Origin of the sequence: Maridesulfovibrio pacificus (SeqCode), assembly GCF_048612815.1 — a bacterium.
GTDB lineage: Bacteria > Desulfobacterota > Desulfovibrionia > Desulfovibrionales > Desulfovibrionaceae > Maridesulfovibrio > Maridesulfovibrio pacificus.
On record NZ_JBLZNE010000003.1, the window covers coordinates 11,233 to 36,209 of the forward strand.

21 protein-coding genes are annotated in these 24,977 nt (G+C 51.2%); 16 read left to right on the plus strand and 5 right to left on the minus strand.

Annotated features, from left to right (window positions below; translation table 11 throughout):
* The first annotated feature begins 244 nt into the window (after positions 1 to 244).
* The 8 genes from fdhF (at position 245) to hydE (ending at position 10,029) form a co-directional block, all read left to right on the plus strand.
* On the plus strand, positions 245 to 2,362 hold the full coding sequence (fdhF, locus tag ACNI23_RS19390; protein ID WP_490722702.1) for a formate dehydrogenase subunit alpha: 2,118 nt from the start codon (positions 245 to 247) through the stop codon (positions 2,360 to 2,362).
* Positions 2,347 to 2,949, plus strand: coding sequence for a 4Fe-4S dicluster domain-containing protein (locus ACNI23_RS19395; RefSeq protein ID WP_420250524.1), 603 nt, complete (start codon positions 2,347 to 2,349; stop codon positions 2,947 to 2,949). The genes fdhF and ACNI23_RS19395 overlap by 16 nt, the downstream gene beginning before the upstream one ends.
* Positions 2,949 to 4,337 (plus strand): [Fe-Fe] hydrogenase large subunit C-terminal domain-containing protein, encoded by a 1,389-nt coding sequence (locus ACNI23_RS19400; RefSeq protein ID WP_420250525.1) that lies wholly within the window; start codon positions 2,949 to 2,951, stop codon positions 4,335 to 4,337. Before ACNI23_RS19395 ends, ACNI23_RS19400 begins: the two co-directional genes overlap by 1 nt.
* 2 nt (positions 4,338 to 4,339) lie before the next feature.
* Positions 4,340 to 4,849 carry a 4Fe-4S dicluster domain-containing protein gene (locus ACNI23_RS19405; protein WP_420250526.1) on the plus strand — a complete coding sequence of 170 codons (510 nt, stop codon included), beginning with the start codon at positions 4,340 to 4,342 and terminating at the stop codon, positions 4,847 to 4,849.
* Positions 4,850 to 4,961: 112 nt separating this feature from the next.
* On the plus strand, positions 4,962 to 6,074 hold the full coding sequence (locus ACNI23_RS19410) for a PAS domain-containing sensor histidine kinase (protein ID WP_420250866.1): 1,113 nt from the start codon (positions 4,962 to 4,964) through the stop codon (positions 6,072 to 6,074).
* A 5-nt stretch (positions 6,075 to 6,079) separates the two neighbouring features.
* Complete coding sequence (locus ACNI23_RS19415; protein ID WP_420250867.1) at positions 6,080 to 7,531, plus strand: sigma-54-dependent transcriptional regulator; 1,452 nt, start codon at positions 6,080 to 6,082, stop codon at positions 7,529 to 7,531.
* A 35-nt stretch (positions 7,532 to 7,566) separates the two neighbouring features.
* The gene (hydG, locus tag ACNI23_RS19420) at positions 7,567 to 8,976 is read left to right on the plus strand and encodes a [FeFe] hydrogenase H-cluster radical SAM maturase HydG (RefSeq protein WP_420250868.1); all 1,410 of its coding nucleotides are present in this window, start codon (positions 7,567 to 7,569) and stop codon (positions 8,974 to 8,976) included.
* A gap of 36 nt (positions 8,977 to 9,012) precedes the next feature.
* Positions 9,013 to 10,029 carry a [FeFe] hydrogenase H-cluster radical SAM maturase HydE gene (gene hydE / locus ACNI23_RS19425; protein WP_420250869.1) on the plus strand — a complete coding sequence of 339 codons (1,017 nt, stop codon included), beginning with the start codon at positions 9,013 to 9,015 and terminating at the stop codon, positions 10,027 to 10,029.
* 32 nt (positions 10,030 to 10,061) lie between these two features.
* Here hydE and ACNI23_RS19430 read toward each other — a convergent pair whose 3' ends face one another.
* Entirely contained in the window at positions 10,062 to 11,108 is a 1,047-nt protein-coding gene (locus ACNI23_RS19430; protein ID WP_420250870.1) for a tRNA dihydrouridine synthase, read from the minus strand.
* A 365-nt stretch (positions 11,109 to 11,473) separates the two neighbouring features.
* Here ACNI23_RS19430 and ACNI23_RS19435 point away from each other — a divergent pair, with 365 nt between their 5' ends.
* The 6 genes from ACNI23_RS19435 (at position 11,474) to ACNI23_RS19460 (ending at position 17,872) form a co-directional block, all read left to right on the plus strand.
* A complete protein-coding gene (locus tag ACNI23_RS19435; RefSeq protein WP_420250537.1) occupies positions 11,474 to 11,797 on the plus strand; it encodes a c-type cytochrome in 324 nt (107 codons plus the stop codon).
* Between the two features lie 82 nt (positions 11,798 to 11,879).
* Positions 11,880 to 14,090 carry a molybdopterin-dependent oxidoreductase gene (locus tag ACNI23_RS19440; RefSeq protein ID WP_420250871.1) on the plus strand — a complete coding sequence of 737 codons (2,211 nt, stop codon included), beginning with the start codon at positions 11,880 to 11,882 and terminating at the stop codon, positions 14,088 to 14,090.
* On the plus strand, positions 14,087 to 14,842 hold the full coding sequence (locus ACNI23_RS19445) for a 4Fe-4S dicluster domain-containing protein (protein ID WP_420250872.1): 756 nt from the start codon (positions 14,087 to 14,089) through the stop codon (positions 14,840 to 14,842). The genes ACNI23_RS19440 and ACNI23_RS19445 overlap by 4 nt, the downstream gene beginning before the upstream one ends.
* Positions 14,842 to 15,561: a formate dehydrogenase subunit gamma gene (locus ACNI23_RS19450; protein ID WP_420250873.1), complete on the plus strand. Its 720-nt coding sequence runs from the start codon at positions 14,842 to 14,844 to the stop codon at positions 15,559 to 15,561. The genes ACNI23_RS19445 and ACNI23_RS19450 overlap by 1 nt, the downstream gene beginning before the upstream one ends.
* A 151-nt stretch (positions 15,562 to 15,712) precedes the next feature.
* Positions 15,713 to 16,825 (plus strand): rhodanese-like domain-containing protein, encoded by a 1,113-nt coding sequence (locus ACNI23_RS19455; RefSeq protein WP_420250874.1) that lies wholly within the window; start codon positions 15,713 to 15,715, stop codon positions 16,823 to 16,825.
* Positions 16,826 to 16,879: 54 nt separating this feature from the next.
* Positions 16,880 to 17,872, plus strand: coding sequence for a rhodanese-like domain-containing protein (locus ACNI23_RS19460; RefSeq protein WP_420250875.1), 993 nt, complete (start codon positions 16,880 to 16,882; stop codon positions 17,870 to 17,872).
* Here the strand turns inward: ACNI23_RS19460 and ACNI23_RS19465 are convergent.
* Positions 17,859 to 18,509, minus strand: coding sequence for a TorD/DmsD family molecular chaperone (locus ACNI23_RS19465; RefSeq protein WP_420250542.1), 651 nt, complete (start codon positions 18,507 to 18,509; stop codon positions 17,859 to 17,861). The two genes, ACNI23_RS19460 and ACNI23_RS19465, sit on opposite strands and share 14 nt — an antisense overlap.
* Before the next feature lie 51 nt (positions 18,510 to 18,560).
* Between ACNI23_RS19465 and ACNI23_RS19470 the strand changes: the two genes are divergently transcribed.
* Together ACNI23_RS19470 and ACNI23_RS19475 are read left to right on the plus strand one after the other, a co-directional pair.
* Entirely contained in the window at positions 18,561 to 18,848 is a 288-nt protein-coding gene (locus ACNI23_RS19470) for a metal-sensitive transcriptional regulator (RefSeq protein WP_420250876.1), read from the plus strand.
* A 58-nt stretch (positions 18,849 to 18,906) separates the two neighbouring features.
* Complete coding sequence (locus ACNI23_RS19475; RefSeq protein WP_420250877.1) at positions 18,907 to 20,526, plus strand: FmdE family protein; 1,620 nt, start codon at positions 18,907 to 18,909, stop codon at positions 20,524 to 20,526.
* Between the two features lie 93 nt (positions 20,527 to 20,619).
* On the opposite strand, the gene nhaB is transcribed toward ACNI23_RS19475, so the two are convergent.
* The 3 genes from nhaB to ACNI23_RS19490 form a co-directional block, all read right to left on the minus strand.
* Entirely contained in the window at positions 20,620 to 22,242 is a 1,623-nt protein-coding gene (gene nhaB / locus ACNI23_RS19480) for a sodium/proton antiporter NhaB (protein ID WP_420250878.1), read from the minus strand.
* Positions 22,243 to 22,420: 178 nt separating this feature from the next.
* Positions 22,421 to 24,220 carry an SLC13 family permease gene (locus ACNI23_RS19485; RefSeq protein ID WP_420250879.1) on the minus strand — a complete coding sequence of 600 codons (1,800 nt, stop codon included), beginning with the start codon at positions 24,218 to 24,220 and terminating at the stop codon, positions 22,421 to 22,423.
* A 41-nt stretch (positions 24,221 to 24,261) separates the two neighbouring features.
* The gene (locus tag ACNI23_RS19490; RefSeq protein WP_420250880.1) at positions 24,262 to 24,873 is read right to left on the minus strand and encodes a hypothetical protein; all 612 of its coding nucleotides are present in this window, start codon (positions 24,871 to 24,873) and stop codon (positions 24,262 to 24,264) included.
* Positions 24,874 to 24,977 lie beyond the last annotated feature (104 nt).

The window sequence follows — 24,977 nt, forward strand, 5'->3', positions numbered from 1 at the left end:
AAAAGATAGCCCGTTTATACCTTCAATTACTGTCTTGGCAAACATGTTTCTATTGGTCCAGCCAGATTAACCGGGGATTCCCAAAGTATGAATTGCATGCAATTTTTGCATGATTGCATGCAATTTAAGTGTGCAAAAATAGCATTTTTCGCGAGAGTTTCTTTGTTTTAGCATGTAAAAGCTATTTTTTCAGTATGTTATGGTTTATTGTCCTGTGATTGGTTTATGGCATGTCTTATGCTAAATGGGCCGCATGCAACGTACAACTACAACATGTCCTTACTGCGGTGCCGGCTGCTCTCTTTCTTTGGAAGTAGAGGAGGGGCGCATTGTCAGTGTTTCTCCCGGACCGGAACCATCAGTCAATCAGGGCGCATTGTGCTCGAAGGGACGCTTCGGATTCGATTTTGTTCATCATAGCGACCGGCTGACTACTCCGCTGATACGCAAGAACGGCGAGCTGGTTCCTGCTTCATGGGATGAGGCGTTGGGTCTTGTGGCAAGCCGCTTAAGCTCCATTGTTTCTGAGCATGGTCCGCAGGCTGTGGGCGGTTTCAGCAGTGCCCGCTGTACCAATGAAGAGAACTACCTTTTCCAGAAAATTTTTCGCACAGGGTTCGGCAGCAACAATGTCGACCATTGCGCACGGCTCTGACACGCTCCCACTGTAGCCGGTCTGGCTACATCATTAGGAAGCGGTTCCATGACCAACTCCATCCGCGAGCTCTGGGACATGGGAAGGGGAGATTGTGTTTGCGCCATCGGGACCAATACTACCGAATGCCATCCCATCATCGGTATCGGCATGATGGAGGCCAAACGCAACGGCGCCGGATTGATTGTCATTGATCCCCGCGAGATCGACCTTGCACGTCAGGCCGATGTCTGGCTCAGATTGCGTCCGGGCACAGATACTGCGCTGCTTTCTTCCATTGCCAAGGTCATTCTGGATGAAGGGCTCGCTGACGTTGAAGCCGTTGCTGCAGCTACCGAAGATTTTGCAGCTTTCCGGGAAGGATTGCAGGCTTTCGATCCTGAAAGTGTTGCTGCCATCGCTGAAGTTCCTGCGTCTGATATACGCAAAGCCGCGCGGCTTATCGGAAAGTCAGCCAATGCTGCCTTCTACTACACAATGGGCGTGACCCAGCACACTACCGGAACCAATAATGTTCTTGCTGTTTCCAACCTTGCACTGGTCAGCGGAAATATCGGGCGGCCTAAGACTGGTGTGAACCCGTTGCGTGGTCAGAACAACGTACAGGGTTCATGTGATATGGGAGCCCTGCCTAACGTACTGACCGGATATCGTCCGGTTACTGATGATGCGGTGCGGGGGACATTTGAATCCGGCTGGGGAGTAAAGCTTCCTGCTGAACCGGGGCTGACCATTCCCAAGATGTTGCATGCTGTTGAAGAAGATCGCCTTAAGGGACTCTTTGTCTTCGGCGAAAACCCTATGCGCAGCGACCCGGATATCAATCATGTGGAACATTGCCTGCGTCACGTTGATTTTCTTGTTGTTCAGGACCTTTTCCTTACCGAAACAGCCGCGCTGGCTGATGTTGTCCTGCCCGGAGCCAGTTTTGCCGAGAAGGACGGAACTTTCACCAGTACAGAGCGGCGCGTGCAGCGTGTCCGCAAGGCCGTAGACCCCATCGGGCAGAGCCGTCCGGATTGGGAAATTCTGGCTGAGTTGCTGCGGTTGCTGGGACGTACTGAAGAGTATGCAAATGCCAGCGAGGTTTTTGATGAAATGCGGGCGTTGACCCCGACCCATGCAGGCATAAGTTATGAACGTCTGGAGGCTGGCGGTATTCAATGGCCCTGTCCTGATGAAAAACATCCGGGAACTCCAATTCTGCACGTGGGGGGCTGCATGCGCGGTCCCGGTAAATTCGTGCCGCTTGAACATCGCGAGCCTGCGGAATTGCCTGATGCGCAGTATCCGTTGACCCTGACCACTGGAAGGGTAGTTGCTCATTATCACACTGCCACTATGACCCGCCGTTGTTTCGGTTTGCAAGGTACGTGGCCGGAAGAGCTGGTGGAGATTCATCCTGCTGATGCCGCAGCATACGGTGTAGAGGATGGTGAACTGTTGGAAATCAGCTCCCGCCGGGGAACAGTCAAGGCGCGGGCATGGGTTACCAAACGGGTCCGGCGTGGGCTGGTCTTTATGACTTTTCACTTTTCTGAAAGTCCGGCCAACCTGCTGACTACTTCGGCAGCTGACCCGGTTACCGGAACTCCGCAGCTGAAAGTCTGCGCTGTTTCCATCCGCAAATTTAAGGAGCCTGAGCAGTCAGTAGACGCACAGGTTTCCGCATTCATAAAGGAAGAAATTTCATGTCATCACGTTTAAGCCCTTTTGTCCTTGCCAATGCTGCAAAGTGCATCGGTTGCCGGGCCTGTGAACTGGCCTGCGCTGCTGCTCACTTGCAGGGCGGTGTTTCTGTGGGAAGCTTGCAGGGCTCGCTTTCTCCCCGTCTTTACCTGATCCGCGCAGAAGAAGTCTGTGTCCCGGTAGGCTGTCGTCATTGCGAGGATGCACCCTGCGCCGCAGTCTGTCCCAATGGTGCTATCCAGCGCACTGATTCCGGTGTGCAGGTGGATGAAGCTCATTGCGTTGGTTGTAAGACCTGCCTTGCTGCCTGTCCTTTTGGCGCTATGGAAATGGCCCAGATCTGGAAAGATGGCCGTCCTGCCCTACGTAGGGTCGTTGATCCGCAGAATCCTGATTCCTACATTATTGAACCCGCACTTTTAGCCAGCAAGTGCGACCTCTGCCACGAACGTGAAGAAGGTCCGGCCTGCGTGGAAGCCTGTTCCAAGGATGCTTTGACTTTGATTGATCCCATGAAAATTAAGAAACGCCGCAATATAGAAGCTGCATTGGCCCTTGCCGGAGTCGGAGCCAGATCTGAAGTAAGACCCGGGGAGGAAATGTAATGATGAATTTTTCTCAAGTAGTGGCAATTGATCCCGCTATCTGTACCGGTTGCCGCCGTTGCGCCGAAGTCTGCCCTGTAAATGCTATTGTCGGTGCTGAAGGTGAAGCCCAGACCATCGATATCTCTAAATGTGTTATCTGCGGTCAGTGCGTATTGACCTGTTCCGCATTTGTTTCTCCTTTTGACGATGCGGCGGATGAAATTCCGGCCATGCGCAGAGAGCGCGGTCTTGATGGCGATGATACAGCACCTCTTTTCGCCGCTCATTTTCGCAATGATACCAAAAGAGTTGCGGAACTGCTTGCTGATCCGGCTAAGAAATCAATGGTTCAGTGTGCTCCGGCAGTACGTACTTCCATTGCTGAAGAATACGGTCTTGCTCCGGGAACCCTGACTCCGGGACAGCTTGCGGCTTCCCTGCGCCGTCTTGGTTTCGATGCTGTCTACGATACAATTTTCGCAGCGGATGTAACCATCATGGAAGAGTCTTCGGAGCTGCTGGACCGGATTAAGTCCGGCGGTCCGCTGCCCATGTTCACTTCCTGCTGTCCCGGTTGGGTACGCTACATGGAGACCGCATGGCCTGACCTGACCGATCATCTTTCCAGCTGTAAATCACCGCAGCAGATGGCTGGCGCGCTCTTCAAAACTTACGGGGCAGAAATCGCCGGAGTCGGTGCGGAGTCAATCGCCAGTGTTGCGGTTATGCCCTGCACAGCTAAAAAGCACGAGGCCGCCCGTCCTGAAATGCAGTCAAGCGGACAGCCGGACGTGGATGCAGTGCTTACCGTTACCGAACTTGCCGCCATGTTGAAGGCGAAAGGCATCAATCTTGCCGAAATTCCTGAAGAGGATTTTGACGTACCTATGGGCCTCTATTCCGGGGCCGGGGTTATCTTCGGAGCCACCGGGGGAGTCATGGAGGCTGCTTTGCGCACAGCAATTGCCGTTACCAGCGGTAAGGATGTCTGTGAGAGCGGGGTCGTATTTTCTCCGGCAGGAGAGGGCATCCGCAGGGCATCCATAGATGTTGCCGGGAAGACTGTCCGCGCAGTGATTGTTTCCGGTCTGGCTAATGCCGCACCTCTTCTTGAAGATGTCCGTGCCGGAAAGGCAGATTTTGATTTCATGGAAGTCATGTGCTGCCCCGGAGGTTGTGTTGCCGGAGGGGGCCAGCCGAAACTTCTGCCCGGAATTGACCGTGACGAGGTGATTGCCAAGCGTCGTGGCGGTTTGCATCGTCATGATAAGGAACTTCCGGTCCGTGCTTCACACAAAAATGAGGCAGTTACGGTTTTGTATGATAAATATTTGGGTGAACCTCTCGGACACAGGTCACATGAGCTTTTGCACACCCACTACGGAACCGAGAGCGGGGGACATTAGTCATGAATGCTTTTGTTCTGGCTGTGCCTTCACGTTGCATAGGTTGCCGTGCTTGCGAGATCGCCTGCGTTGACGCCCATATGAAAGCTGATATGGGGCAGGCCATGGAAAACGGCCTTCCTTTCAGCCCGCGTATTTCTGTTGTGCGCGAGTCCGGTGTTACCGCACCGATCCAGTGCCGGCAGTGTGAAGATGCACCCTGTGCCGCTGCCTGTCCGGTGGGAGCCATCGGTTACAGCGGAAAGTCGGTGGTAATAGATGCCGAACGTTGTTTCGGCTGCAAGGCTTGTCTGGCGGCTTGTCCTTTCGGAGCCATGCAGGTCGGCATAATCAATGCTGAATGTGAAGCTCCGGTAGCTCATAAGTGTGATCTTTGCGAGGGGCATCGCGATAATCCTGCCTGTGTGTCCGTGTGTCCGGCCGGGGCACTGAGTGTTTTTTCCAGCGAGTCTTTGAAAAAATTTTCAGCGAATAAGCGGCGGGAAAATGCGCGGCTCATGGCTTTGGGCTAATTAAAATCTCAGTTACCTCAAGGTAATTACAGTCAGGGATTCTAAAGGGGGGCTTCCCCTTTGGTCCCGCTGAAGGTGAAATAAATTCGGCAAAAGCGTGGGGCACATTACTATGACAGATTCCATATATCGAAGCGTGGTCGAGGACCAGACGGAGCTTATCCGGCGTTTCCGTCCAGACGGGAAGCTGACCTTCGTAAACAGTGCTTTTTGCCGATTCTACGGCATGAGTGCCGACGAGTTGCTTTCGTCTCATTTTCAGGAACTTTTGCATCCTGATGAACGCGAGAGAATTGTCCGTATGCTTTATTCACTGACACCTGAGAATCCTGAAATCGTCACTGAACCAAGTTTTACTGACGCTGCCGGAGAGGTTCATTATGTGCAGTATGTGACTCGGGCAATTTTTGATGATGATGGGAATGTTGTTGAATATCAGTCGGTAGGCCGCGACGTTACGGCTCAGCGGCAGGCAGAGGCTACTTTGGAAGAAGCACGCTCCGCCATGGCACGGGCCAGCAGGGTTACTACTTTCGCCGTTGTCGGGGGAGGCATAGCCCATGAAATCAATCAGCCGCTGAATGCAATACGTTTGCTTGCCGCATCTGCTTTGCTGCTGGCGGACCGTTCCGAGAATCCGGATAAGAAAATTGTCCGTATTTTGCAGAATATTGCCGGACAGGTGGACCGCATTGATTCCATCGTCAACCATCTGCGCGAGCACTTGCGGAATAACCAGACGGTGGCAGGTGAACTCTGCAATCTCGGAAAGGCGGTGGAGTCTGCGCTATCCCTGATGAGAGCCCAGATGGTTGCCAGAGGTATTGGATTGGAGCTTACCGTAGATCCTGAAATCAAGCTTGTGGTCGGGACCTCAATCAGGTTTGAAGAGCTGGTCATGAACCTTGTTGCCAATGCGATGCAGGCTCTGGAAACCTGCGACTACTGCCCGAAAACAATTTCCATCCGTGTTGTATCTCAAGGTTCTGACTCCGTGGAGCTGAGTGTGGCTGATAACGGTCCGGGATTTGATCCGAAATTGGCGGATGAGCTTTTTGAACCGTTTTTCTCAACGAAATCTCCGGGCTCTTCCATGGGACTGGGGTTGTCTATCGTACGCACAATTGTGCAATCCGCAGGCGGGTCGGTCATTGCGGAGAACCGTCCCGAAGGCGGGGCATTACTGCGGGTAATACTGCCCGCCGCAGAATCGGGAGGAGCCTAAAGATAATGCGTATTTTACTCGTAGACGATGATGCTCCTACCCGTGATTCTCTTGCCGAATACCTGACCCTTCTTGGGCATGCCGTCACACCTAGCGCAGAGGCTGTTTCCGCTCTCAATATATGTCGCAACCATGATTTTGAAATGGTCCTTTCAGATATCCAGATGCCGGGAAGAACCGGAATCGAGCTGGTGCGTGATATCAAGGGGCTTTCATTTACCACTGCGCCGGATGTGGTTCTTTACACGGGGCACGCTGACCTTGAACTTGCCATAGGTGCTTTGCGGGCCGGGGCCTACGATTACCTCACCAAGCCCATTAATCTGGAAGAACTTGCCGCGGTGCTGGATCGAGTGGCTGAACATCAGTCCCTTCTGCGGGAGAATGAAAAGCTGACGGATCATTTTGAAGAAGTTGTTGCCGAAGCTACCAGTGGTGTGCGTGCTGAATTATCGCAGTTGCGCCAGCAGTTTGCTCAGCAGGCCGGACTGGATAATATCGGTTTCTTTTCCGAGGCCATGTGGGAGGTGGTCAGTCAGGCCCGTCTTTACCATGAAGATCGTGATCTGCCCGTGCTTATTCAGGGAGAGACCGGAGTCGGCAAGGATATCGTAGCCAAGCTGATCCATTACGGTGAGGATAGTTCCCGTTCGCCGCGACCTTTTGTGGACATCAACTGTGCCGCCCTTCCGGCGAATCTTTTTGAAAGCGAGTTGTTCGGTTATGAGGCCGGGGCTTTTACCGGAAGTGCCACCCGCGGCGCACGGGGCAAGATTGATCTTGCTAAGGGCGGGACTCTTTTTCTGGACGAGATCGGCGAAATCCCGGTTGAATTGCAGGCTAAGCTTCTGCGGGTCATTGAGAATAAAAGTTTTTACCGTGTCGGCGGGCTGACCAAGGTCGAGACCGATATACGCATCATTGCCGCTACCAACCTCGACCTGACTGAACGAATTGAAAAAGGGCTCTTCCGTAGTGATCTTTATTACCGCTTACGGGTCGGCAGTATAATCGTTCCTCCACTTCGTGAACGTACTGATGATATTGTTCCTCTGGCTCTTTCGTTTTTGAGAGCTTTTGCCGCAAAACGGGGCAAGGCATTTGCTGATATCAGCCCCGAGGCAGCCGCTCTCCTGTTGGAAAAACCGTGGTCGGGAAATGTGCGCGAGCTCAAGAATGCCATGGAATGGATTTCGGTCATGCATGATGCGCAAGTGTTGCAACCACAACATTTAGCCGGTTTTTTCGGGGGCATGCAAAAGAGTCCTTCCGTAAAGGAAAGAACTTCCGCAGTCCGGAAAACAAACCCGTCTAAAAAATCAAGACCTACTGAACAAGATATAGATGCTGCGCTGGTTGCAACCGGCGGCAATAAAACCAAGGCCGCCGCGCGATTGGGGATTTCCATTCGTATGCTTTATTACCGGCTTGCGGCCAGAGAGCAAAACGAAAGTTAAAAAGCTTTCGTAATGATTAGATAACGGAGATTTTTATGAAGCCGGATAGTACAGGATTAATAGATTTTATTGACGGTGAAAAAATCTGGGAGATAGTGAATTCAACTACCCGGACCGATGCCGCTCAAGTTTACGATATTTTGGATAAAGCCGCTCAGGCCAAGGGTCTGTCCCTTGAAGAGACCGCAAGACTTTTGCAGGTTGAGGACCCGGAGCTGAACGAGGCAATTTTTGAGACCGCACGCAAAGTAAAACAGGGCATTTACGGCAACCGTCTGGTGCTGTTTGCTCCGCTCTATGTGACCAACGAGTGCGGTAACCGCTGTGCTTACTGTGGATTTAAAGACACGAATAAGGAACTTCTGCGCCGTACACTAAGTGCTGATGAAATCCGGCAGGAAGTGACCGTGCTGGAAAATCAGGGGCATAAACGGCTGCTTTTGGTTTACGGTGAACATCCCAAATTCGGAGCTGAGTGGATAGCTGAAACCGTCCGCAATGTTTATGACACTGTTTCGGAAAAGAGCGGAGAAATCAGGCGGGTGAACATTAACTGCGCCCCGCTGGATGTTGAAGGATTCCATAAATTGCACGAGGTGGGCATCGGTACCTACCAGTGTTTTCAGGAAACCTATCACCGCGGAACTTACGCCGAACTTCATCCTACCGGATACAAGAAAGATTATCTCTGGCGTTTGCATGCCATGCATCGGGCTATGGAAGCCGGCATTGATGATGTCGGTATGGGGACGCTGCTGGGTCTTTATGACTACCGGTTTGATACCATTGCTTTGTTGGCCCATGCCGCCGAACTGGAGGCAAAATACGGAGTGGGGCCGCACACCCTCTCTTTTCCCCGGCTGGAACCGGCCCTTAATGCCGAGATAGCCTTTAATCCGCCTTATCCAATTTCCGATGCGCAGTTCAAACGGCTGGTCGCTGTACTGCGTCTTGCTGTTCCTTACACCGGACTCATTCTCAGTACCCGCGAGAACCGTGAAATGCGCCGTGAGCTGCTCGACCTCGGGATTTCGCAGATTAGCGCCGGGTCTAGAACTTATCCCGGTGCGTATAGCGACCCTGATTATGATCGCCCGGATGTGCAGCAGTTCTGCATAGGTGATAACCGCAGTCTTGAAGAGGTAATCGGAGAGATTGTGGAACATGGCTACGTACCTTCATGGTGCACAGCCTGTTACCGTGCGGGCAGGACCGGAGAACATTTCATGGAACTGGCAAAGAAAGGGTTCATTCAGGAATTCTGTCATCCCAATGCCTTGCTGACTTTTAAAGAATACCTGCTGGATTACGCCCAAACGGGAACGCAGGAGCAGGGCAATTCACTGATCAGCCATGAGCTGGAAGGACTTGCCGAGAAACGCAGGGCTGCTGTTGCAGACAGGCTTAACCGTATCGAACACGGCGAGCGGGATTTGTATCTTTGATTCACTCTCAGGCCGATTACCTCGACGATATCACTTATGACCGTAAAAGAAATATTACAAGTCCTTAAGGCGGATAATTCCGAAGCCTTATTTGCACAGGCCCGTGAAATCCGCAATTCCGTGTTCGGAAATGAGGTCTTTCAGCGCGGGGTGGTTGAATTTTCCAACAGGTGTCGAAAGAACTGCCATTATTGTGGTCTTCGTTGCTGCAACGGGCAGGTGGAACGTTATTCCCTTGATGCGGATTCAATCCTTTCAGCAGCCCGCTGCGCCATTGATGCGGGCTTGGGAACTGTGGTCCTGCAGTCGGGTGATGACAAGAGTATGGACCCGCGTTTCATCGGAGAGATCGTTCAATCCATCAAGGCTTATGCCGATGTATCGGTAACCCTGTGCCTTGGTGATCATGACCGGGATACATATAAATACTGGCGTGATTGCGGAGCAGACCGCTATCTCCTTAAAATGGAGACCTTCAACAGTGAACTGCACGCCAGACTTCGTCCCGGACAGAGTGTTTCTGAACGTCTAGCCCGTTTGGAAACATTATGCAGCCTTGGCTATGAGGCGGGGTCCGGTCTGATTACAGGCTTACCCGGCATGACCCCGGAAATTCTGGCTGAGGACTTATGGCGGCTGAGTTTATTGCCGCTGGATATGATAGCGGTGGGGCCGTTTATTCCACATCCTGATACGCCCCTTGGACGTTTCTGGGCCGGCAGCCTCGATGAAACTTTGCGGGCGACTGCGCTGGTGCGGATCATGAATCCGAAGGTCAATATCCCGGCAACCAGTGCTTTGGATGCTTTGGTTGCAAACGGCCGGGAGCAGGGGCTTGAGGCAGGAGCCAACGTAGTAATGCCTTCGGTTACACCTGAGTCCGTTCGTTCAGAATACAGTATTTATCCCGGGAAGAACTCATCAGCCGATTCTGTTTTGAAAAATGTTGTCCAGATGCAGCGGAGATTGAAAATAGCGGGTTTCCATCCCTCCTCCACTCGCGGCCAGTCTCCGCTGCGGACAATAAAGGACAAGGAATGTACCCATGCGTGACAAAGCCTCAAGAGGCGAGCATGGATACTCAATTAAAGATTGTACAAACTCATGTTCGGAGTCGGGCTTAACTGCATGTCCGGCTTGATGTGTTTCATTGCTAAGCGGCGGACATCGTCCATAGTCTTTGCCGTGGCGAATTTGGCTTGCAGGCTGTGTCCAAATCGGAAATTGGCTGCAAAATAGGCCATGAAAAGCTTGAATCGTTTTATGCCTCTGATGGGATCGAATTCCTGCTCCAAGGCTGTAGCCAGACGCAGAACGTAGTCCTGAAAAATATTGTCGTCCGGTGTGAATCCGGTTGTCCATTGGGCAAAAATCCACGGGCGGGCCACAGCCATGCGGCCTATGGATATCCCATCACAGCCCGTTTTATCCAGCATATCCTGACAGTGCTGCGGGGTTGTTATATCTCCATTGCCAAAAACAGGGATGGAGACCGCTTCCTTGATATAGCGGATGTGGTCAATGTAGGGCGGACGGGTTCGTTTGTCCGGGGCGACTCGCGGGTGGAATACAAGACAGTCGGCTCCAGCGGCTTCAAGGTCTTTAGCCAGAGCCACTGCCGGTCCTATTTCCTTGGACCAGCCGGTGCGAAATTTTACAAACACCGGAATAGACACGGCTTTACGCACTGCTTCCACTATGGCAACCGCCTTGTCCGGTGTCTTAAGCAGAGCTGCTCCTGCCTCGCGTTTGATCATTCCCCGTGCCGAGCATCCCATGTTGATATCCACGCCAAAGAATCCTTCGCGTTCCACTCGTTCTGCTGCAATCACCATTTCTTCCGGTTCTGCTCCAACTATCTGACATACAAGACTGGGAAGTTCCCATTCGTGCCAGCTGAAAACAGGCGAAATTCTGGGGTTTTCTGTCGGTACAGCCCGGGCGCTGCACATTTCAGTAAAGGCCAGTCCGCAGGAACCATAGTGTGCCAGCACCTGACGAAAGGCAGTGTGAGTCAGGCCGGCCATGGGAGCCAACCACAACCTGTTGGGGATGGATTTCCCGCCAATGGTAATGGGGGTGCCGAGCTGGTCCGCCAGTTTGGGTAAGTGGGTAGGAATTGATTCGGTCATGTAATCTGTAAGGCTGTTTTTATAGGTGTCACGGAATGCTGACTTCCGTATCCTGTTGTTGCATATCGGGCAAGTCTTGAGATTCTGAAAAATTAACTATCACCGGTCAATTTATACTCAGTAAAAAGTTGGTAAGTTTCGTTCGTCAGTAGAGAAGAAAAGAGTCCTCACAATGTGTTAAGCCATTGTGAGGACTCTTTTTGTCAGGAAATTTTGTGTTTGTGACCGTATAATGAGTTTTTATTGACACCTATACCCCGTATGGGTATATTGACATAGAAGAGTTGGATAAAAATGTCTCTTTGCTTTCACAAAAGGTGAGGGGATGTTATGGGTTAAGAAAATAATTTTTTTGGAGGTTTGTAATGAATCGCAAGGTAATAGGAACTCTGATCTGTGTTCTTATGGTTCTGTCCATGGCCAGTATGGCTGCTGCTTTCGGTGACGGTAATGCTCGCAAGGGTAAATTCCTTTATCGTAAACACTGCCGTTCATGCCACGGCGCAACTGCATCCGACTTAAGTCCCAGCACTAAGACACAGGCTGAATGGACTGCCATGTTTTCTGACACTTCCAAGATCCCTTGTTCCTCTGATTGGAACAAAGTCAAAGAAAAAGACATCAACGATATTTTCACCTACCTGCATGATTATGCCAAGGATTCCCCGTCCCCGGCAAAGTGCAGCTAGTGTCTAGTTAACAGTAATATTTATGTGCGGCGGAAGACCTGATTCCGTCGCACTAATCTAAACTCCTTTCCACTTGATCAACATGGAGGTGGAAGTGGCTAAAGACAAGACCAGGCTTTCCCGCCGCGACTTTTTCAAGGCCTCCGGGATGCTGGCCGCTGCCGCAGCCGGGAGTGTCCCCGCACTGGGCGGACTCGAAGCGGCGTCCGCACAGACAACTAATTCATCGGGTAAATGGGAATCGGCTTTTTCGGCCTGTGATATGTGCTTCAACAAGTGCGGCTGCATCGTCCGTGTTCAGGACGGTGTGGTCAAGAAACTTGATCCCAACCCTAAATTTTTGAAATCCAGAGGCATGCTCTGCGCTCGCGGCAATGCCGGTGTCGCACAAATGTACGCCCCTGACCGTCTAAAGTATCCCCTTCTGAGAAAGGGCGAGCGCGGTGATGGCAAATGGCAACGCATTCCGTGGGATGAAGCCATCGATATGATGGCGGAAAAGATGCAGGATATCCGTCAGAAGTATACCCCCTGTGGGCATCTCTTTACTGCCGGAGCCGACCTGCAATCTCAATTTGTAGGCCGTTTTGCCGAAGTCTACGGATCATACAATGTGACTTCCCACGAATCCCTCTGCCTGCTCAGCGGGAGCCGTGCCTTTCTTGATACCTTTGGCGAAGTTCCTTTCGCTGATGTTCTCAACAGCAAATATATCATCATGGCCGGAGCCAACCGTTTTGAAGCATTGGTAACTCCGGATTCCATCGATCTGATGACCGCCATGCAGAAGGGTTCCAAGCTTGTGGTGCTTGACCCGCGCTATACCAAGACCGCAGCACTGGCGGACGAATGGTATCCCATCCAGCCCGGTACGGATATGGCCTTCATGCTCGCGCTGGCGCATGTCATCATTAATGAAGATCTTTATGACAAGAAATGGATCGCCGATAAGACCTACGGCATTGAGCAGCTCCGCGAACATGTGCAGAAATATGATCCCCGTTTTGCAGCTGAAGAGTGTGGTATTCCCGCACAGGACATCGCCCGCATAGCCCGCGAGCTGGCTGCTGCCGCCCCGGCGTCCATGATCTATCCCGGCCGCCGTACTTCCGACTACAAGAATTCCACGCAGGTCCGCCGCAGCTTTGCCATTGTGAACGGGCTGCTCGGAAACTGGGACCAGCCCGGAGGTCTGCTTGCTGCACGTGAAGTGGGACTCAAGGGCGTTCCTTACGATGCTCCTTGGTACGATGATAACCCCGATGACCGCATCGATGCCCACAAGGTGCCCATGCTGTTCGAGCATGACGGCTCGTTCGTCATTACGCGCGACGCAATACTTGAAGGTAAGCCGTATCCCATCAAAGGCTGGTTCGTATACAAGACTAATCCCATGGGAACAGCACCCAACCGTGCCAAGACTATCGAGATGTGCAAGTCTATGGAATTCATGACAGTTGTGGATATTGCCATGAGCGATACCGCATGGATGGCCGATCTCGTGCTGCCTGCACCAAGTTATCTTGAGCGTCAGGACCCGGCTTCCGGTCTTCAGGGGTCGGTAGCCTGTGCTTGTGTGGTGCAGCGCGATCCTGTGGTTCCGGCACTCTATGAGTCCCGTCCGGTTTTCGATGTGCTCAAGGATGTGGCAGGCAAGCTGGAACTTGGCGAATACTTTGATTTTACCATTGAGGAATATCGTAAGCAGCAGTTGCGTGAGCTGCCCGGAGCAGCTGAAGCCTTCAAGAAAGACGGGGTCTATTACAACCCCAGTAAGGTTTACGGCATTTATGAGGACCGAGTTTACAAAACGCTGAGTAAAAAGGTTGAACTTTACAACCAGCGCTACGAAAAAATGGGCGTGGACCCCATGCCGGTTTACACTCCGCCTGCCAAGCCGCCTAAGAACAGGTTCCGCATGGTTGTGGGTCGCAGTGCATCGGTTACCCAGACCTCATCCCAGAACAACACGGTTCTGCACCAGCTTACCGGACCGAACACCCTTTGGCTGAATACCAAGGCTGCTGACAAGCTGGGCATCATGCCCGGAGATCTGGTCGAAGTAGCCAGTTCCGTCGGTAAGGGTGAACTCAAGGTGGAAATCACTGACGGCATTCTTGAGGATACCGTGTATATGCTTTCCGGTTTTGGAACTTTGTCTCCGCAACTGAGCCTCATCTTCGGTGAAGGAGCCAGCATGGCTGCCGTATTGCAGGAAGGATATGATGAAATCTGCGGTAACGCGGCCCTGCACGAAACATTTGTTTCCGTAACAAGGAAGGTGGCCTCATGAGTAAGACAGTACAACTCGCAATGGTCATCGATTCGTCAAAGTGCATAGATTGCAAGGGCTGTATGGCTTCCTGCAAGGTCGCCAACGATGTGCCGGACGGTCAGTGGCGTAACTGGATCAAGGCTTCTGTGCCGGACTTTGCTTCCGGTAAACCGAAGACCCATTTCCAGCCCGGCGGCTGCATGCATTGCGACAATCCAACCTGTGTTCAGGCCTGCCCAACCGGGGCGACATTCAAAGACAAGACAGACGGTACCGTGCGTATCGACACATCTCTGTGCATCGGTTGCGGCAACTGTATGCCCGCTTGTCCCTATGATGCGCGTTTCCGTAATGAAATTACCCGCAAAGCCGATAAGTGCGACTTCTGTGCTGATCGCCGTGCGCAGGGATTGCTCCCCGCATGTGTGGACACTTGTCCCACCAAGGCCCGGGTTTTCGGTGACATAAACGATCCCGACTCTGAAGCTTACAGACTGCTTCAGGAAAACAAGGGCAAGCTGGTCCGTGTGATCAATGCCAAGTCGGATACCAAGCCGAACATGATCTATCTCGGCGAAACCGCTCCGCTGGAATGGCCAGTGGAAGCGAGAATGCCTACTGCAATGGATGTACTGACCACCATGGGCAACCCTGTGGTTAAGACCGTGGTCGGCCTTTCAGGACTCGGAGTGGCGGTTATGCTGGGCCGTCAGCTTCTGGTCGGGTCCGATGAACATGACGACTCCCGGAGCAAGGGAGGTGATGCCTAATGAGTCAGAGACAATACAAGCGGCATGACCGCTCGGACATCTTTATCCATTGGTTTAACGCAGTCTGCTGGTTCCTTTTGCTGGTAACCGGACTGGGACTTTTCGGTAACCCGGAAATTGATCCGCTTGGCTCAGGTTATCCGGCCTTTATGCGTTCATTGGTTGGCGGAGGCGGAAATCTGTTGATCATCCATGTCACCCTCGGCCTCATCTGGGCTGGTGGTTTGCTTTTGTACATGCTGGTTAATTTCAAGGGAGCCATCTTCTTTTTGAAGGAAATCTTCATGGTTGATCCGGACCGTGACATAACCTGGATGATCCGCAAGATGATCCTTATGACCGCTGGGCCTAAATTGCTGGGCAAGAATTCCGAACTGCCCGATCAGGGGTACTACAACATGGGCCAGAAGGCTTTTGCACAGGCTTCAGTTGTGGGTGGTGTCGTGATCGTGGTGACCGGAATCCTCATGTTCCTGTCCGACCGAACCCTTGGTGCGGAACATATGGCTTTGGTCAGTTGGTCCATCACTCTGCATTATCTTGCCGTTGGTCTGGTCTTCGCAGGTCTGCTGGTCCACATTTACATGGCAGCCATATCACCGGAAGAAAAGCCCGGATTCCGTTCCATGTTTACCGGACATGTTCCCGAGGATTACGCCAAGCATCACCATAAACTCTGGTACGAGCGGGTAAAAGATAATCCTTCGTCTGAAGTGTAGAATTAGACAGAAGTATTCGAAGCGGCGAAGCCTGATGAAAGTTTTTGGGATTCTTAAACCCTTTTTTTAAAGAGGGTTTAAGCCGCCGGAGGCAAATCTTTAGAAGAAAGCGCGCAGCGCATCACAATAAAAAGAGCAAAGGGAGAATTACATGAGGAAAATGCAGTTTTTCAAGGTAGTGGTACTGGCACTGTGTCTGGCGATCATCGCCGCACCGGCCATGGCTAAAGACGTTGTCCCCAAGAGCAAAATGCAGGACTGGATGTACAAGGATATGGTCGATACCGACTTTATTGCCAAGTACGCTAAAATGCCCAAACCTGAAGGCGTGATGATCATTGACTCCCGTCCTTACAAGGGCAAATACATTCTCGGATACATTCCTACTGCTGTTTCCATCCCGGATTCAAAATTTGACGAGATGACCGATAAGCTGCCCAAGGATAAGAATACCCTGCTCATTTTTTATTGTCAGGGCCTTAAATGCAAATTGAGCCACAAATCCGCCAAGAAAGTTGTAAAGCTGGGCTATAAAAATGTAAAAGTATACCCCTATGGGTATCCCGGCTGGATGAAATCCGGTCGCTACGGCGGTATCGGCCTTGAAACTGTTGCCGAGATGATGGCTAACGGCGACCCTTACATGCTGATCGATGCCCGTCCAACCAATAAGTTTCTGGCAGGTTCCATTCCGTCAGCTATTTCCATTCCCGATTCCAAGTGGGCTAAGCGCACTGGCCTGTTGCCCGCAGATAAGAAAAATACCAAGCTTATCTACTTCTGCGGCGGCTACAAGTGTAAGCTGAGCCACAAGTCTGCCATCCGTGCAATGGGTATCGGCTATAAAAACGTGCATGTTGCCGAAGCAGGATATCCCGGTTGGAAGAAAATGTTCGGTGCATCCGGTGCTGTTGAAGTTAAGTCCGGCGGCGAAGAAGGCAGTATCGATATTGAGCAGTTCAAGAAGATTGTTGCTGAAAATCCGAACTCCATCATGTTGATCGATGTTCGTGATGCGGATGAATACGCACAGGGTCATATCCCCAGTGCTGTGAATATGTCAGTGGACATGCTTGAGAAGAAGATAAAGACACTCTCCGCTGATAAGCCCATCGTGTTTCTCTGCACAACCGGAGCACGCAGCGGTGAAGCTTACTACATGACCTTGGACATGCGTCCTGATATTAAGAAAGTATATTACCTTGAAGCTGAAACCGATTTCCATAAGGACGGTTCCTTCACCATTCATACCCCTAAGAAATAATCAGTAATCAGGGCCGGGACTTAGGTCTCGGCCCTTTTAACTCCGGGAGTAACAATGATCCGGATGCGGATTTCCATCACAACGTTCTTTGTGATCCTGATTATGCTCTCGACCGTGCAGGTTCGGGCGGAACAAGAACGTCCAGTCTGGTGGAACGATGTGCAGAAGGAAGCTGACCGTTATGGCTATAAGCTGTTGGACGGACCGGGAGTTGAAAAGAAATTAAAAGAAGTTCCCGGTATTATGCTGCTGGATGTGCGGGCAGAATACGAATTTGAAGGCGGGCATATTCCCGGTGCCCTGAACATGGAATTTGAACTTGGCGAAGACCAGTATTTTTCCAAGGAAAGAGAAAGGCAGTTGCGGGAGTTGCTTGGGCCGGATCTTAACCGTCCGGTGATTATCTACTGCCGCAGCTTCAGGTGACTGCGCAGTTCCATTGCGGCTCGCCGTGCTGCGCGCCTTGGCTATACAAATATTTACCGTTATGCTGCGGGATGGTTCGGCTGGCTTGAGGATCATCCACCGGAAAAACAGACGGTAGAACTGAAGATTATTCCAGATATGAATTTTGCATTCTCCGGCAACGCTGAAGAGCGCTCTTATCTTGGGTTAGACAAAGGGAAGAGCGACCTTAATCTGGCATCACTTGATGCGAAATACTTCCTGCTACTGCTGGTGGAAGAAGGACACGCTGAAAACGCACAGGCGGTACTTAGTGTTGATGCTGCGCGCAGGGAATTGGAATGCTGTACCCCGGACATGCTGTTCATAACTGTCGGGTTCGGCATGAACCGTCGCGAAGCAATACGTTTCCACAAGATCAACAATGCCGGAATTCCCATGCTTGCTGATCCCGTGGAACACAGTGGGGCTTTAAGAGAAGGGGAGCAACTTCCTGTCGTATTCATGTTGAAAAAGGAAGATGATGCTTTTGCGGTAATGTTTGTCTGTAATGATCTGGTTTCCGGACCGGCACCGCTGGTTAAAAGAATCAACGATGCCCTTAGCGGAAAACCCGGACGAAAATGTATTAGGAGGAAGTAACTTCTTCCAGCATGGAAACCAGCAGTTCAGATGCTGTAATGTAAAATTTAATGGCATCGCTGCCAGTCAGCTTTTCATTTAATTTGCGGACCCAGACCAGCTTTTGTGCTGCAAATTCTCTGGCCTGCTTGAGGGAGTCCTCATCGTTTCCGCCCCAGCCGTTGGCCAGCAGTACGTATAGGTATTCCAGCTCAATGCAGAGATGGTCCATGGGTTCGGAAGCCTGTTCCCCGGTGGGGGCAAGCCCTGCTGCTTCGAGAAGTTTGCTCATGGCAACATGGGATTCGCCCATAACTCTGCCGGAGCCCTTTTCGTAGCATGATTCATAAAGCGGAGCGACAATCCCGTCCCGACTATTGATGAACAACCTTACGTATTCGGATTCAAGCTCGGCACAAAAAGTGTCGGTGACATCCGGGTAGGATGTTTCGAGATTTTTCAGTGGTCCTGAAAGGGATTGCAGCGATTCCGTTGAAAGTGTAGCCAATGCGGGCAGACCTTCGTCCAGAAGTGCGGCACATTCTTCAGGGTTTATCCCCCGAAAGATAATGGCACACAGCTCAATACAGTTGAGCAGGCAGACCTGATCAAGGTTTTCTTCTTCGGACGTTGGTGTGTTGGTGTTTTTATCAGTCATCCGGGGACTCTACTTAATCTCTCATGCACATACAAGATCAAGGAGCACGTTATGCCCGAATCCGCAGCAGAACAGGAAAAAATTAAAATTGATGTCCTCAAGCGCATGAAGCGTATCGAAGGACAGATCAGAGGAATTCAGGGAATGATTGAAGGAGGCAAGGAATGCAGCGATATTTTAACGCAGGTAAAAGCTGCGCGTTCCGCCCTTAAATCTTCAACCAAACTTATTATGAAACGTTACATGCTTAAATGCTATACCGAGGCCATTGAAAACGGTGAGGATCCGGTAGAGGCAATGGATAAATTCGTAACCGTCATGACGAATTATATGGAATAGGCATAATAATGGGAAGATTCGTAGAAGCACACCCTAATTTATAAGGATAGCCAGATATATGAACATTGGACCGTATACTTTTGAAGAGTTCAAGGAAGTTGCCCGTAAATTTCACGGATATCCCGCTCCCGGATTGCTTATCGGCGCGTATATGGTGGAGGAAGCCAAGAAACATCTTCCCGCAGACACTCTTTTTGATGCTGTGGTGGAAACCGGGAAATGTCTGCCTGATGCTGTTCAGATCCTCACCCTTTGTTCATACGGAAACGGCTGGATGAAAGTAATCAAGCTTGGACGTTATGCTCTTTCTCTCTACGATAAGTATACAGGTAAGGGTGTGCGTGTTCATATTGATACCGAAAAGCTGGAAAACTGGCCGGAAATCAAAGCCTGGTTTTTGAAGCTGAAGCCTAAAAAGGAACAGGATACCGATAAACTTTTCGCTGAAATCTGTGAGGCCGGACCGTCACTTTGTTCCATCACCCCGGTTCAGATTTCGCCCGATTTTATGGGGCATAAGCATATGCGTGATATCGGTATCTGCCCGTCTTGCAATGAAGCTTACCCGCTCAGTGACGGGGCAATATGCCGTGGTTGTCAGGGGGAAGTTCCTTATGTGGGCGGCTCTCGCGATGTTGTTCGCGAGGATTGCGTAGTGGCAGTGGACGTTGAGGACGCTGTTGGCAAAACCGCTTTGCATGACATGACCCGTATCGACCCCGGAGTTTACAAGGGGCCGGAGTTCAAGGCCGGGCAGGAGATCACTGCCGGGGATGTCTGCCGTTTGCAGCAGATGGGCCGTAACCGGGTTTATGTTCAGGATGAAAGTTCTGCGGATGGAATGGTTCATGAGAATGATGCAGCGCAAGCCTTTGCAGAGCGAATGGCCGGGGAAGGAATCGTGTTCAAGGCTCCCCCGGAAGAAGGTAAAATCAGTTTCTGTGCAGCTTACAAAGGACTATTTTCCATCAACCGTGAAATCCTTGAGCGGTTTAACATGCTTCCCGATGTGATGTGTACTTCCAGACAGGGCGATATTCTTGTGGATGAAGGAAAGCCGGTTGCCGGGACTAGGGCTATTCCTCTGCATATTTCCGAAACCGTTTTCCGTAATGCCTTATCCGTGCTCGATGAAGGTCCACTTTTTTCCGTCATTCCATTGAGAAAGACCAAAGTAGGAATTCTGGTCACGGGAACCGAAGTATTTCAAGGGCTGATAGAAGATAAATTTATTCCTATCATCAGTGGAAAGGTGGAACGTCTGGGGTGCGAAGTTGCTGCAAGTGTGATTGTCCCTGACGATAAGGATGCTATTTCAAATGGCGTAAATGATCTTTTGAGGCAGGGTGCTGATCTGATTGTAACCACGGCAGGTCTTTCCGTAGACCCTGATGATGCTACCCGCGCCGGTCTGGTTGATGCCGGGCTGGAGGATGCTTTATTCGGAGTCCCCGCGTTGCCCGGAACCATGCTTTTGCTCGGGAAGATTGGTCGTGCCGATGTTATCGGCGTTCCGGCATGTGCTTTGTTCTATAAGATTACCAGTTTTGATTTGGTGCTGCCGCGTATCCTTGCAGGGCAGACGATCACCCGCCAAGACCTCGCCCGCTTAGCAGAGGGTGGACTTTGCCTTAACTGTCGTTCCTGTACTTTTCCGAAGTGTCCGTTTGGAAGGTAGAATAGCTGGGTATGTTTTCTTTCCCCCTTCTTTCCCCGGCAGTGGAGAGTCTGCCGGAGAAAAAGGGGTGCCGCTTAATTGCGGCGCGGCAGTTTACAGGAAGTAATTAACTGCCGCTAGGCCGGCCAGGGACATTGTGATGGTGTATGGTAATGCCAGCATTACCATCCGGCCGTATGAGAGGCGTATAACCGGAGCAAGAGCGGATGTCAGGAGAAAGAGGAAAGCAGCCTGACCGTTGGGGGTTGCCACACTGGGGATGTTGGTTCCAGTGTTGATGGCAACGGCCAGCTTGTCGAAGTGGTGCATGGCCTCAAGAACCTTCGTAGCGGTAGTCTGAGGCATGCCTGCGACAACATCGATCCTCGCCAGATGAGGGTCGGTAAGCTTTTCCATCAGAGCCTGAGCGCTCATACCGATGTCAGGGATAGTCCCCAGTAGTTTGATAAAGTGAAGTTTTGTTTCCGAGATATAGACAGTAGCAACAAATACGTTGTCTGAGATTGCGGAAAGCAATCCGTTGGCAATGTAGTATGCGGCAAGCTGTGTATGTCCCTGCATGCTGAGAACGAATTCAATGATCGGGTGGAATATTTCCTGATCATGAATAACAGCTACAATGGAAAAGAATACTACCAGCAGGGCAGTAAAAGGAAGTGCTTCTTCAAAAGCCTTACCAAGCTGGTGTTCTTCGATATAGCCGTTCATGGAAGTGAGGAAGATGATGACAGAAAGTCCGATGATCCCCACTGCGGCAAGGTGAAACGCAAGAGCCACAACCAACCATATTCCGGTCAGGGATTGAATGATCAGTCTGGTTTTTCCTGCCTGTCCCTGTTTTTCTTCCATTTTTACAGCTGTTTCAAGCAGATGGGAGCGGATGTTCCCGGGAAGTTTTGCGCCGTATCCGAAAAGATGGAATTTTTCCACTGTCATACATGTAAGCAGCCCCACCACAAGAACGGGCATTGATACGGGCATGACTTCCAGAAAGAATTCCACAAAATGCCAGCCCATTTCGCCGCCGATAAGCAGGTTCTGGGGTTCACCAACAAGCGTACATACTCCGCCCAATGCAGTACCGACAGCACCGTGCATCATCAGGTTGCGCAGGAAGGCCCGGAATTCTTTAAGGTCTGAGCGGTTCTTTTCAATTACCGCTTGATCGCTGCAAAGGTCGTGCTCGCAATGCAGTGTCTTGCCGGAAGCAAACCTGTGGTAGATATTGTAGAAACTGTAGGCCACGGCAATGATGACCGCAGTAACGGTAAGGGCATCCAGAAAAGCGGACAGAAATGCTCCGGCAAAGCAGAACATCAGTGAGATGGCTATTTTTGAGTGAACCCGAACCAGAATGCGGGTGAAGGTGAACTGCAGGAATTCCTTCATGAAGTAGATGCCGGCGACCATGAAGATCAGCAGCAGGATTACTTCGAAGTTATTTACAGCTTCGTGATAGATGGTTTCTGTTGAAGTCAGTCCCATGAACACGGCTTCAATGGCTAGCAGTCCGCCTGCTGGGAGTGGGTAGCACTTCAGTGCCATTGCCAGCGTGAAAATGAATTCGCCGATCAGTGCCCAGCCTGCGACCTGAGGCCCGGCTGTGAACATGAGTATGGGGTTAAGAACCAGAAAGGCCAGAATAACTTGCTTGTACCATTTGGGAGCATGGCCGAGAAAGTTGCCTCCAAGTGATTGCAGGAATGTCTGCTGCATCAGAATCTCCTTTTTAAAAAATTCATGCCGGATATCGCGCGGCAGTATCCGGTTGTCGTGCTTTTTCCGGTATAGTTTCCGGTAGCCTCCAGAAAAGTGGAGGAAGACCCGTTAAATTGCTGGACGGATCTTCCTCCGGGGGAGTGCTAACGTAAGGTCCTTGGAATTAGGTTTGGTGCTAATAAAGTATCATCAGAGCGGAGATCATGACGGCCATATACAGGATGGTCATACCGGTCCCGGCACGGACGTAGTCGACTGTTTTGTAGCCACCGGGACGCATGATCAGGGCGTTAACCTGATGGGTGGGCAGAACGAAGGTGTTCGAAGCTGCTACTGCCACAGTCAGGGCTGCTATGCGTGGATCAACTCCGGCATTGAGGGCCATGTTCATGGACAGGGGCACCAGCAGGACTGTTGCGCCTACGTTTGAGGCCACCAGAGTGAAGAACGAGGTCAGCGCACCGATTACAGTCAGCAGAATCAGGGCCGAAGGGTGTCCCAGTGCGGCCATGATGGTGTCTGCAATATATTTTGCTGCCCCGGTGTTTTCAAAAGCCATACCCAGCGGAATAAGACCGCCGAGCAGGAATACGGTCATCCAGTCAACGGACTGGTATGCTTCATCAATGCTCAGGACTTTGGTCAGAACCATTCCCAGTGCGCCGGTAAGCAGTGCGATGGAGAGCTGAATGTGCAGGCCGAGGATCATGAACAGGGAAACCGCCAGCCACATGAGGGCCAGTTTGGCCTTTTCTGTGCGCAGGATTTCGCCTTTTACTTCTTCGGTAAATACAAAGTCCGGACGGTCTTTGAGCATGTGGAACATTTCCCAGCGACCATGCAGCAGAAGGGCATCACCGGATTCAAGGCGCAGGTCGGTCAACCCGCTGATGAACAGCTTCTCGCCCCTGAAGATTGCCACCGGGGAAACCTGAAAGCGGTTACGGATGCCCAGAGTACGCAGTGTTTCGCCTACAAGTTCTGAGCGTGGGGTGATGATACCTTCCATGAGTCCGGCATTGTTGGGAGAAAGTTCTTCGGCAAAGGTTTCAAGGTCGTCCTTGAGAGCCCAGCCGTAGTCCGCAGCCATGCGCTGCACAGATTCGATCGGGCCGACCACTGCAAGATGGTCTCCGGGCAGGATTACTTCCTGTGCATCCGGGGCGATCTTGTGGTTTTTGCCGCGTTCGCGAGCAATGGCGACAATGGTTGAAAAGTATATGGGACGCAGCTCAAGGTTCATGAGGTCATGATCGCAACTCCATGTTTCAGGAACATGCATCTCATACAGGGAGCCGATGCCGCCGTATGTGTTGGCGAGCAGTTCCGACATGGGACCTGAGGTTTCGCCTACGTTTTTGCTGGGCAGGATGAAACGGCCCAGAATAATGAAATAGATGAGTGCGGCAACAAGAAGACAGATGCCTATAGGTGTTACCCCGAACATTCCGAAGGGTTCGTAATGTTTACCGCCTACAACCATGAGGTCGTTAAGCAGGATAAGGGGACTGGAGCCTACAAGGGTCAGGCAGCCGCCGATAATGGCACAGAATCCCATAGGCATGAGCAGTCTGCCTACAGGAACTCCGGTCTGGTTACCGATGCGTTTGGCCGCGGGCAGAAAAAGGGCTGCGGCCCCGATATTCTGCATAAAGCCTGAAATTATGGCGACAGTCCCGGCTATGAGTGACATGATTCGGGTTTCGCTTTTTCCAGCGAATTTAAGGATAACCCGTGCCAGGGAGTTCATCACGCCGGTCTTGTCCAGTCCGGCTCCGATGATAATAACCGCAATGATGGAGACGACAGCATTACTGCTTAAGCCGCTGATGGCCTGTTTAGGTGTAACAAGACCGAGCAGGGGCAGTAAAACCATCATGATGATGCCGACTACGTCGACCCTCACCCATTCGAATATGAAAAGCAGTACCGCGAAGGCCAGTACTGCCATTACTAGAAGAATTTCTGGAGTCATAAGTATCCCTTTTCCCTTTGAAACAGCAAAATTGTACGGGATTACCCGACTCTAAGTGTCGCTCGTGTGTATACCGGAATAGCTGCACTCGCTGATTTACTGCGGGTGTTGTCTTCCATTACATAGCGAAGTTTTTCGTCTTGGTGGTGTAGTTCAGCCACAACGGAATCTTCGGCACCTTGTTTCACAACATGGGCGAAAAGAAGGCCCGCTTCCTCCGCTTTTGCAGAGAAATGAGAGATGTTCTCTTCTGACTGGGAACAGAAATCACTGAAATTTGAGCCTCTTTCATCCAGATTCAAGGCGATAAGGCTGCTTTGAGTTCTAGCTGCCATTTCAACAGCATAGTTGACGACTCTTCCAGAGAAGGCAGCACCCTTGCTTACAACAAGAATTTTGCCACCTTCATTGGTGCACTCAGAAAGGTTATTTACCAGTTCTTCGTTTTCCTCTTGGGAAACTTCGGGTTTCCCACTGTTGGTTAAGAAGCGGTTTAATAAAGTTTTCAAGAAAACCTCCCTCGATTTGGGGTCAGTCGGAGCCTGATCCCGGTTGATGGCCCACGCTCCGACATTACAGGTGTTGCTTCGATTTGCTGCCTTTGATGCATAATAGCGCTCTAAGAGACCGAAAAATCCTTGTCCTGTGGCCATGGTGCCTCCTGATTGTTGTTTCCTTCCTTGAACTTGCTCCCCATAAATCAATATCCATGCCAAGGTTTGTCTAAGGTATAAAGTTAACAAAAACAGTATGTTGT

Excerpts from the sequence above, each read along its gene's own strand:
- ACNI23_RS19395 (WP_420250524.1), top strand. The coding sequence starts at position 2,347 with ATGTCATCACGTTTAAGCCCTTTTGTCCTTGCCAATGCTGCAAAGTGC.
- ACNI23_RS19400 (WP_420250525.1), top strand. The coding sequence starts at position 2,949 with ATGATGAATTTTTCTCAAGTAGTGGCAATTGATCCCGCTATCTGTACC.
- ACNI23_RS19405 (WP_420250526.1), top strand. The coding sequence starts at position 4,340 with ATGAATGCTTTTGTTCTGGCTGTGCCTTCACGTTGCATAGGTTGCCGT.
- ACNI23_RS19410 (WP_420250866.1), top strand. The coding sequence starts at position 4,962 with ATGACAGATTCCATATATCGAAGCGTGGTCGAGGACCAGACGGAGCTT.
- ACNI23_RS19415 (WP_420250867.1), top strand. The coding sequence starts at position 6,080 with ATGCGTATTTTACTCGTAGACGATGATGCTCCTACCCGTGATTCTCTT.
- hydG (WP_420250868.1), top strand. The coding sequence starts at position 7,567 with ATGAAGCCGGATAGTACAGGATTAATAGATTTTATTGACGGTGAAAAA.
- hydE (WP_420250869.1), top strand. The coding sequence starts at position 9,013 with ATGACCGTAAAAGAAATATTACAAGTCCTTAAGGCGGATAATTCCGAA.
- ACNI23_RS19430 (WP_420250870.1), bottom strand. The coding sequence starts at position 11,108 with ATGACCGAATCAATTCCTACCCACTTACCCAAACTGGCGGACCAGCTC.
- ACNI23_RS19435 (WP_420250537.1), top strand. The coding sequence starts at position 11,474 with ATGAATCGCAAGGTAATAGGAACTCTGATCTGTGTTCTTATGGTTCTG.
- ACNI23_RS19440 (WP_420250871.1), top strand. The coding sequence starts at position 11,880 with ATGGAGGTGGAAGTGGCTAAAGACAAGACCAGGCTTTCCCGCCGCGAC.
- ACNI23_RS19445 (WP_420250872.1), top strand. The coding sequence starts at position 14,087 with ATGAGTAAGACAGTACAACTCGCAATGGTCATCGATTCGTCAAAGTGC.
- ACNI23_RS19450 (WP_420250873.1), top strand. The coding sequence starts at position 14,842 with ATGAGTCAGAGACAATACAAGCGGCATGACCGCTCGGACATCTTTATC.
- ACNI23_RS19455 (WP_420250874.1), top strand. The coding sequence starts at position 15,713 with ATGAGGAAAATGCAGTTTTTCAAGGTAGTGGTACTGGCACTGTGTCTG.
- ACNI23_RS19465 (WP_420250542.1), bottom strand. The coding sequence starts at position 18,509 with ATGACTGATAAAAACACCAACACACCAACGTCCGAAGAAGAAAACCTT.
- ACNI23_RS19470 (WP_420250876.1), top strand. The coding sequence starts at position 18,561 with ATGCCCGAATCCGCAGCAGAACAGGAAAAAATTAAAATTGATGTCCTC.
- ACNI23_RS19475 (WP_420250877.1), top strand. The coding sequence starts at position 18,907 with ATGAACATTGGACCGTATACTTTTGAAGAGTTCAAGGAAGTTGCCCGT.
- nhaB (WP_420250878.1), bottom strand. The coding sequence starts at position 22,242 with ATGCAGCAGACATTCCTGCAATCACTTGGAGGCAACTTTCTCGGCCAT.
- ACNI23_RS19485 (WP_420250879.1), bottom strand. The coding sequence starts at position 24,220 with ATGACTCCAGAAATTCTTCTAGTAATGGCAGTACTGGCCTTCGCGGTA.
- ACNI23_RS19490 (WP_420250880.1), bottom strand. The coding sequence starts at position 24,873 with ATGGCCACAGGACAAGGATTTTTCGGTCTCTTAGAGCGCTATTATGCA.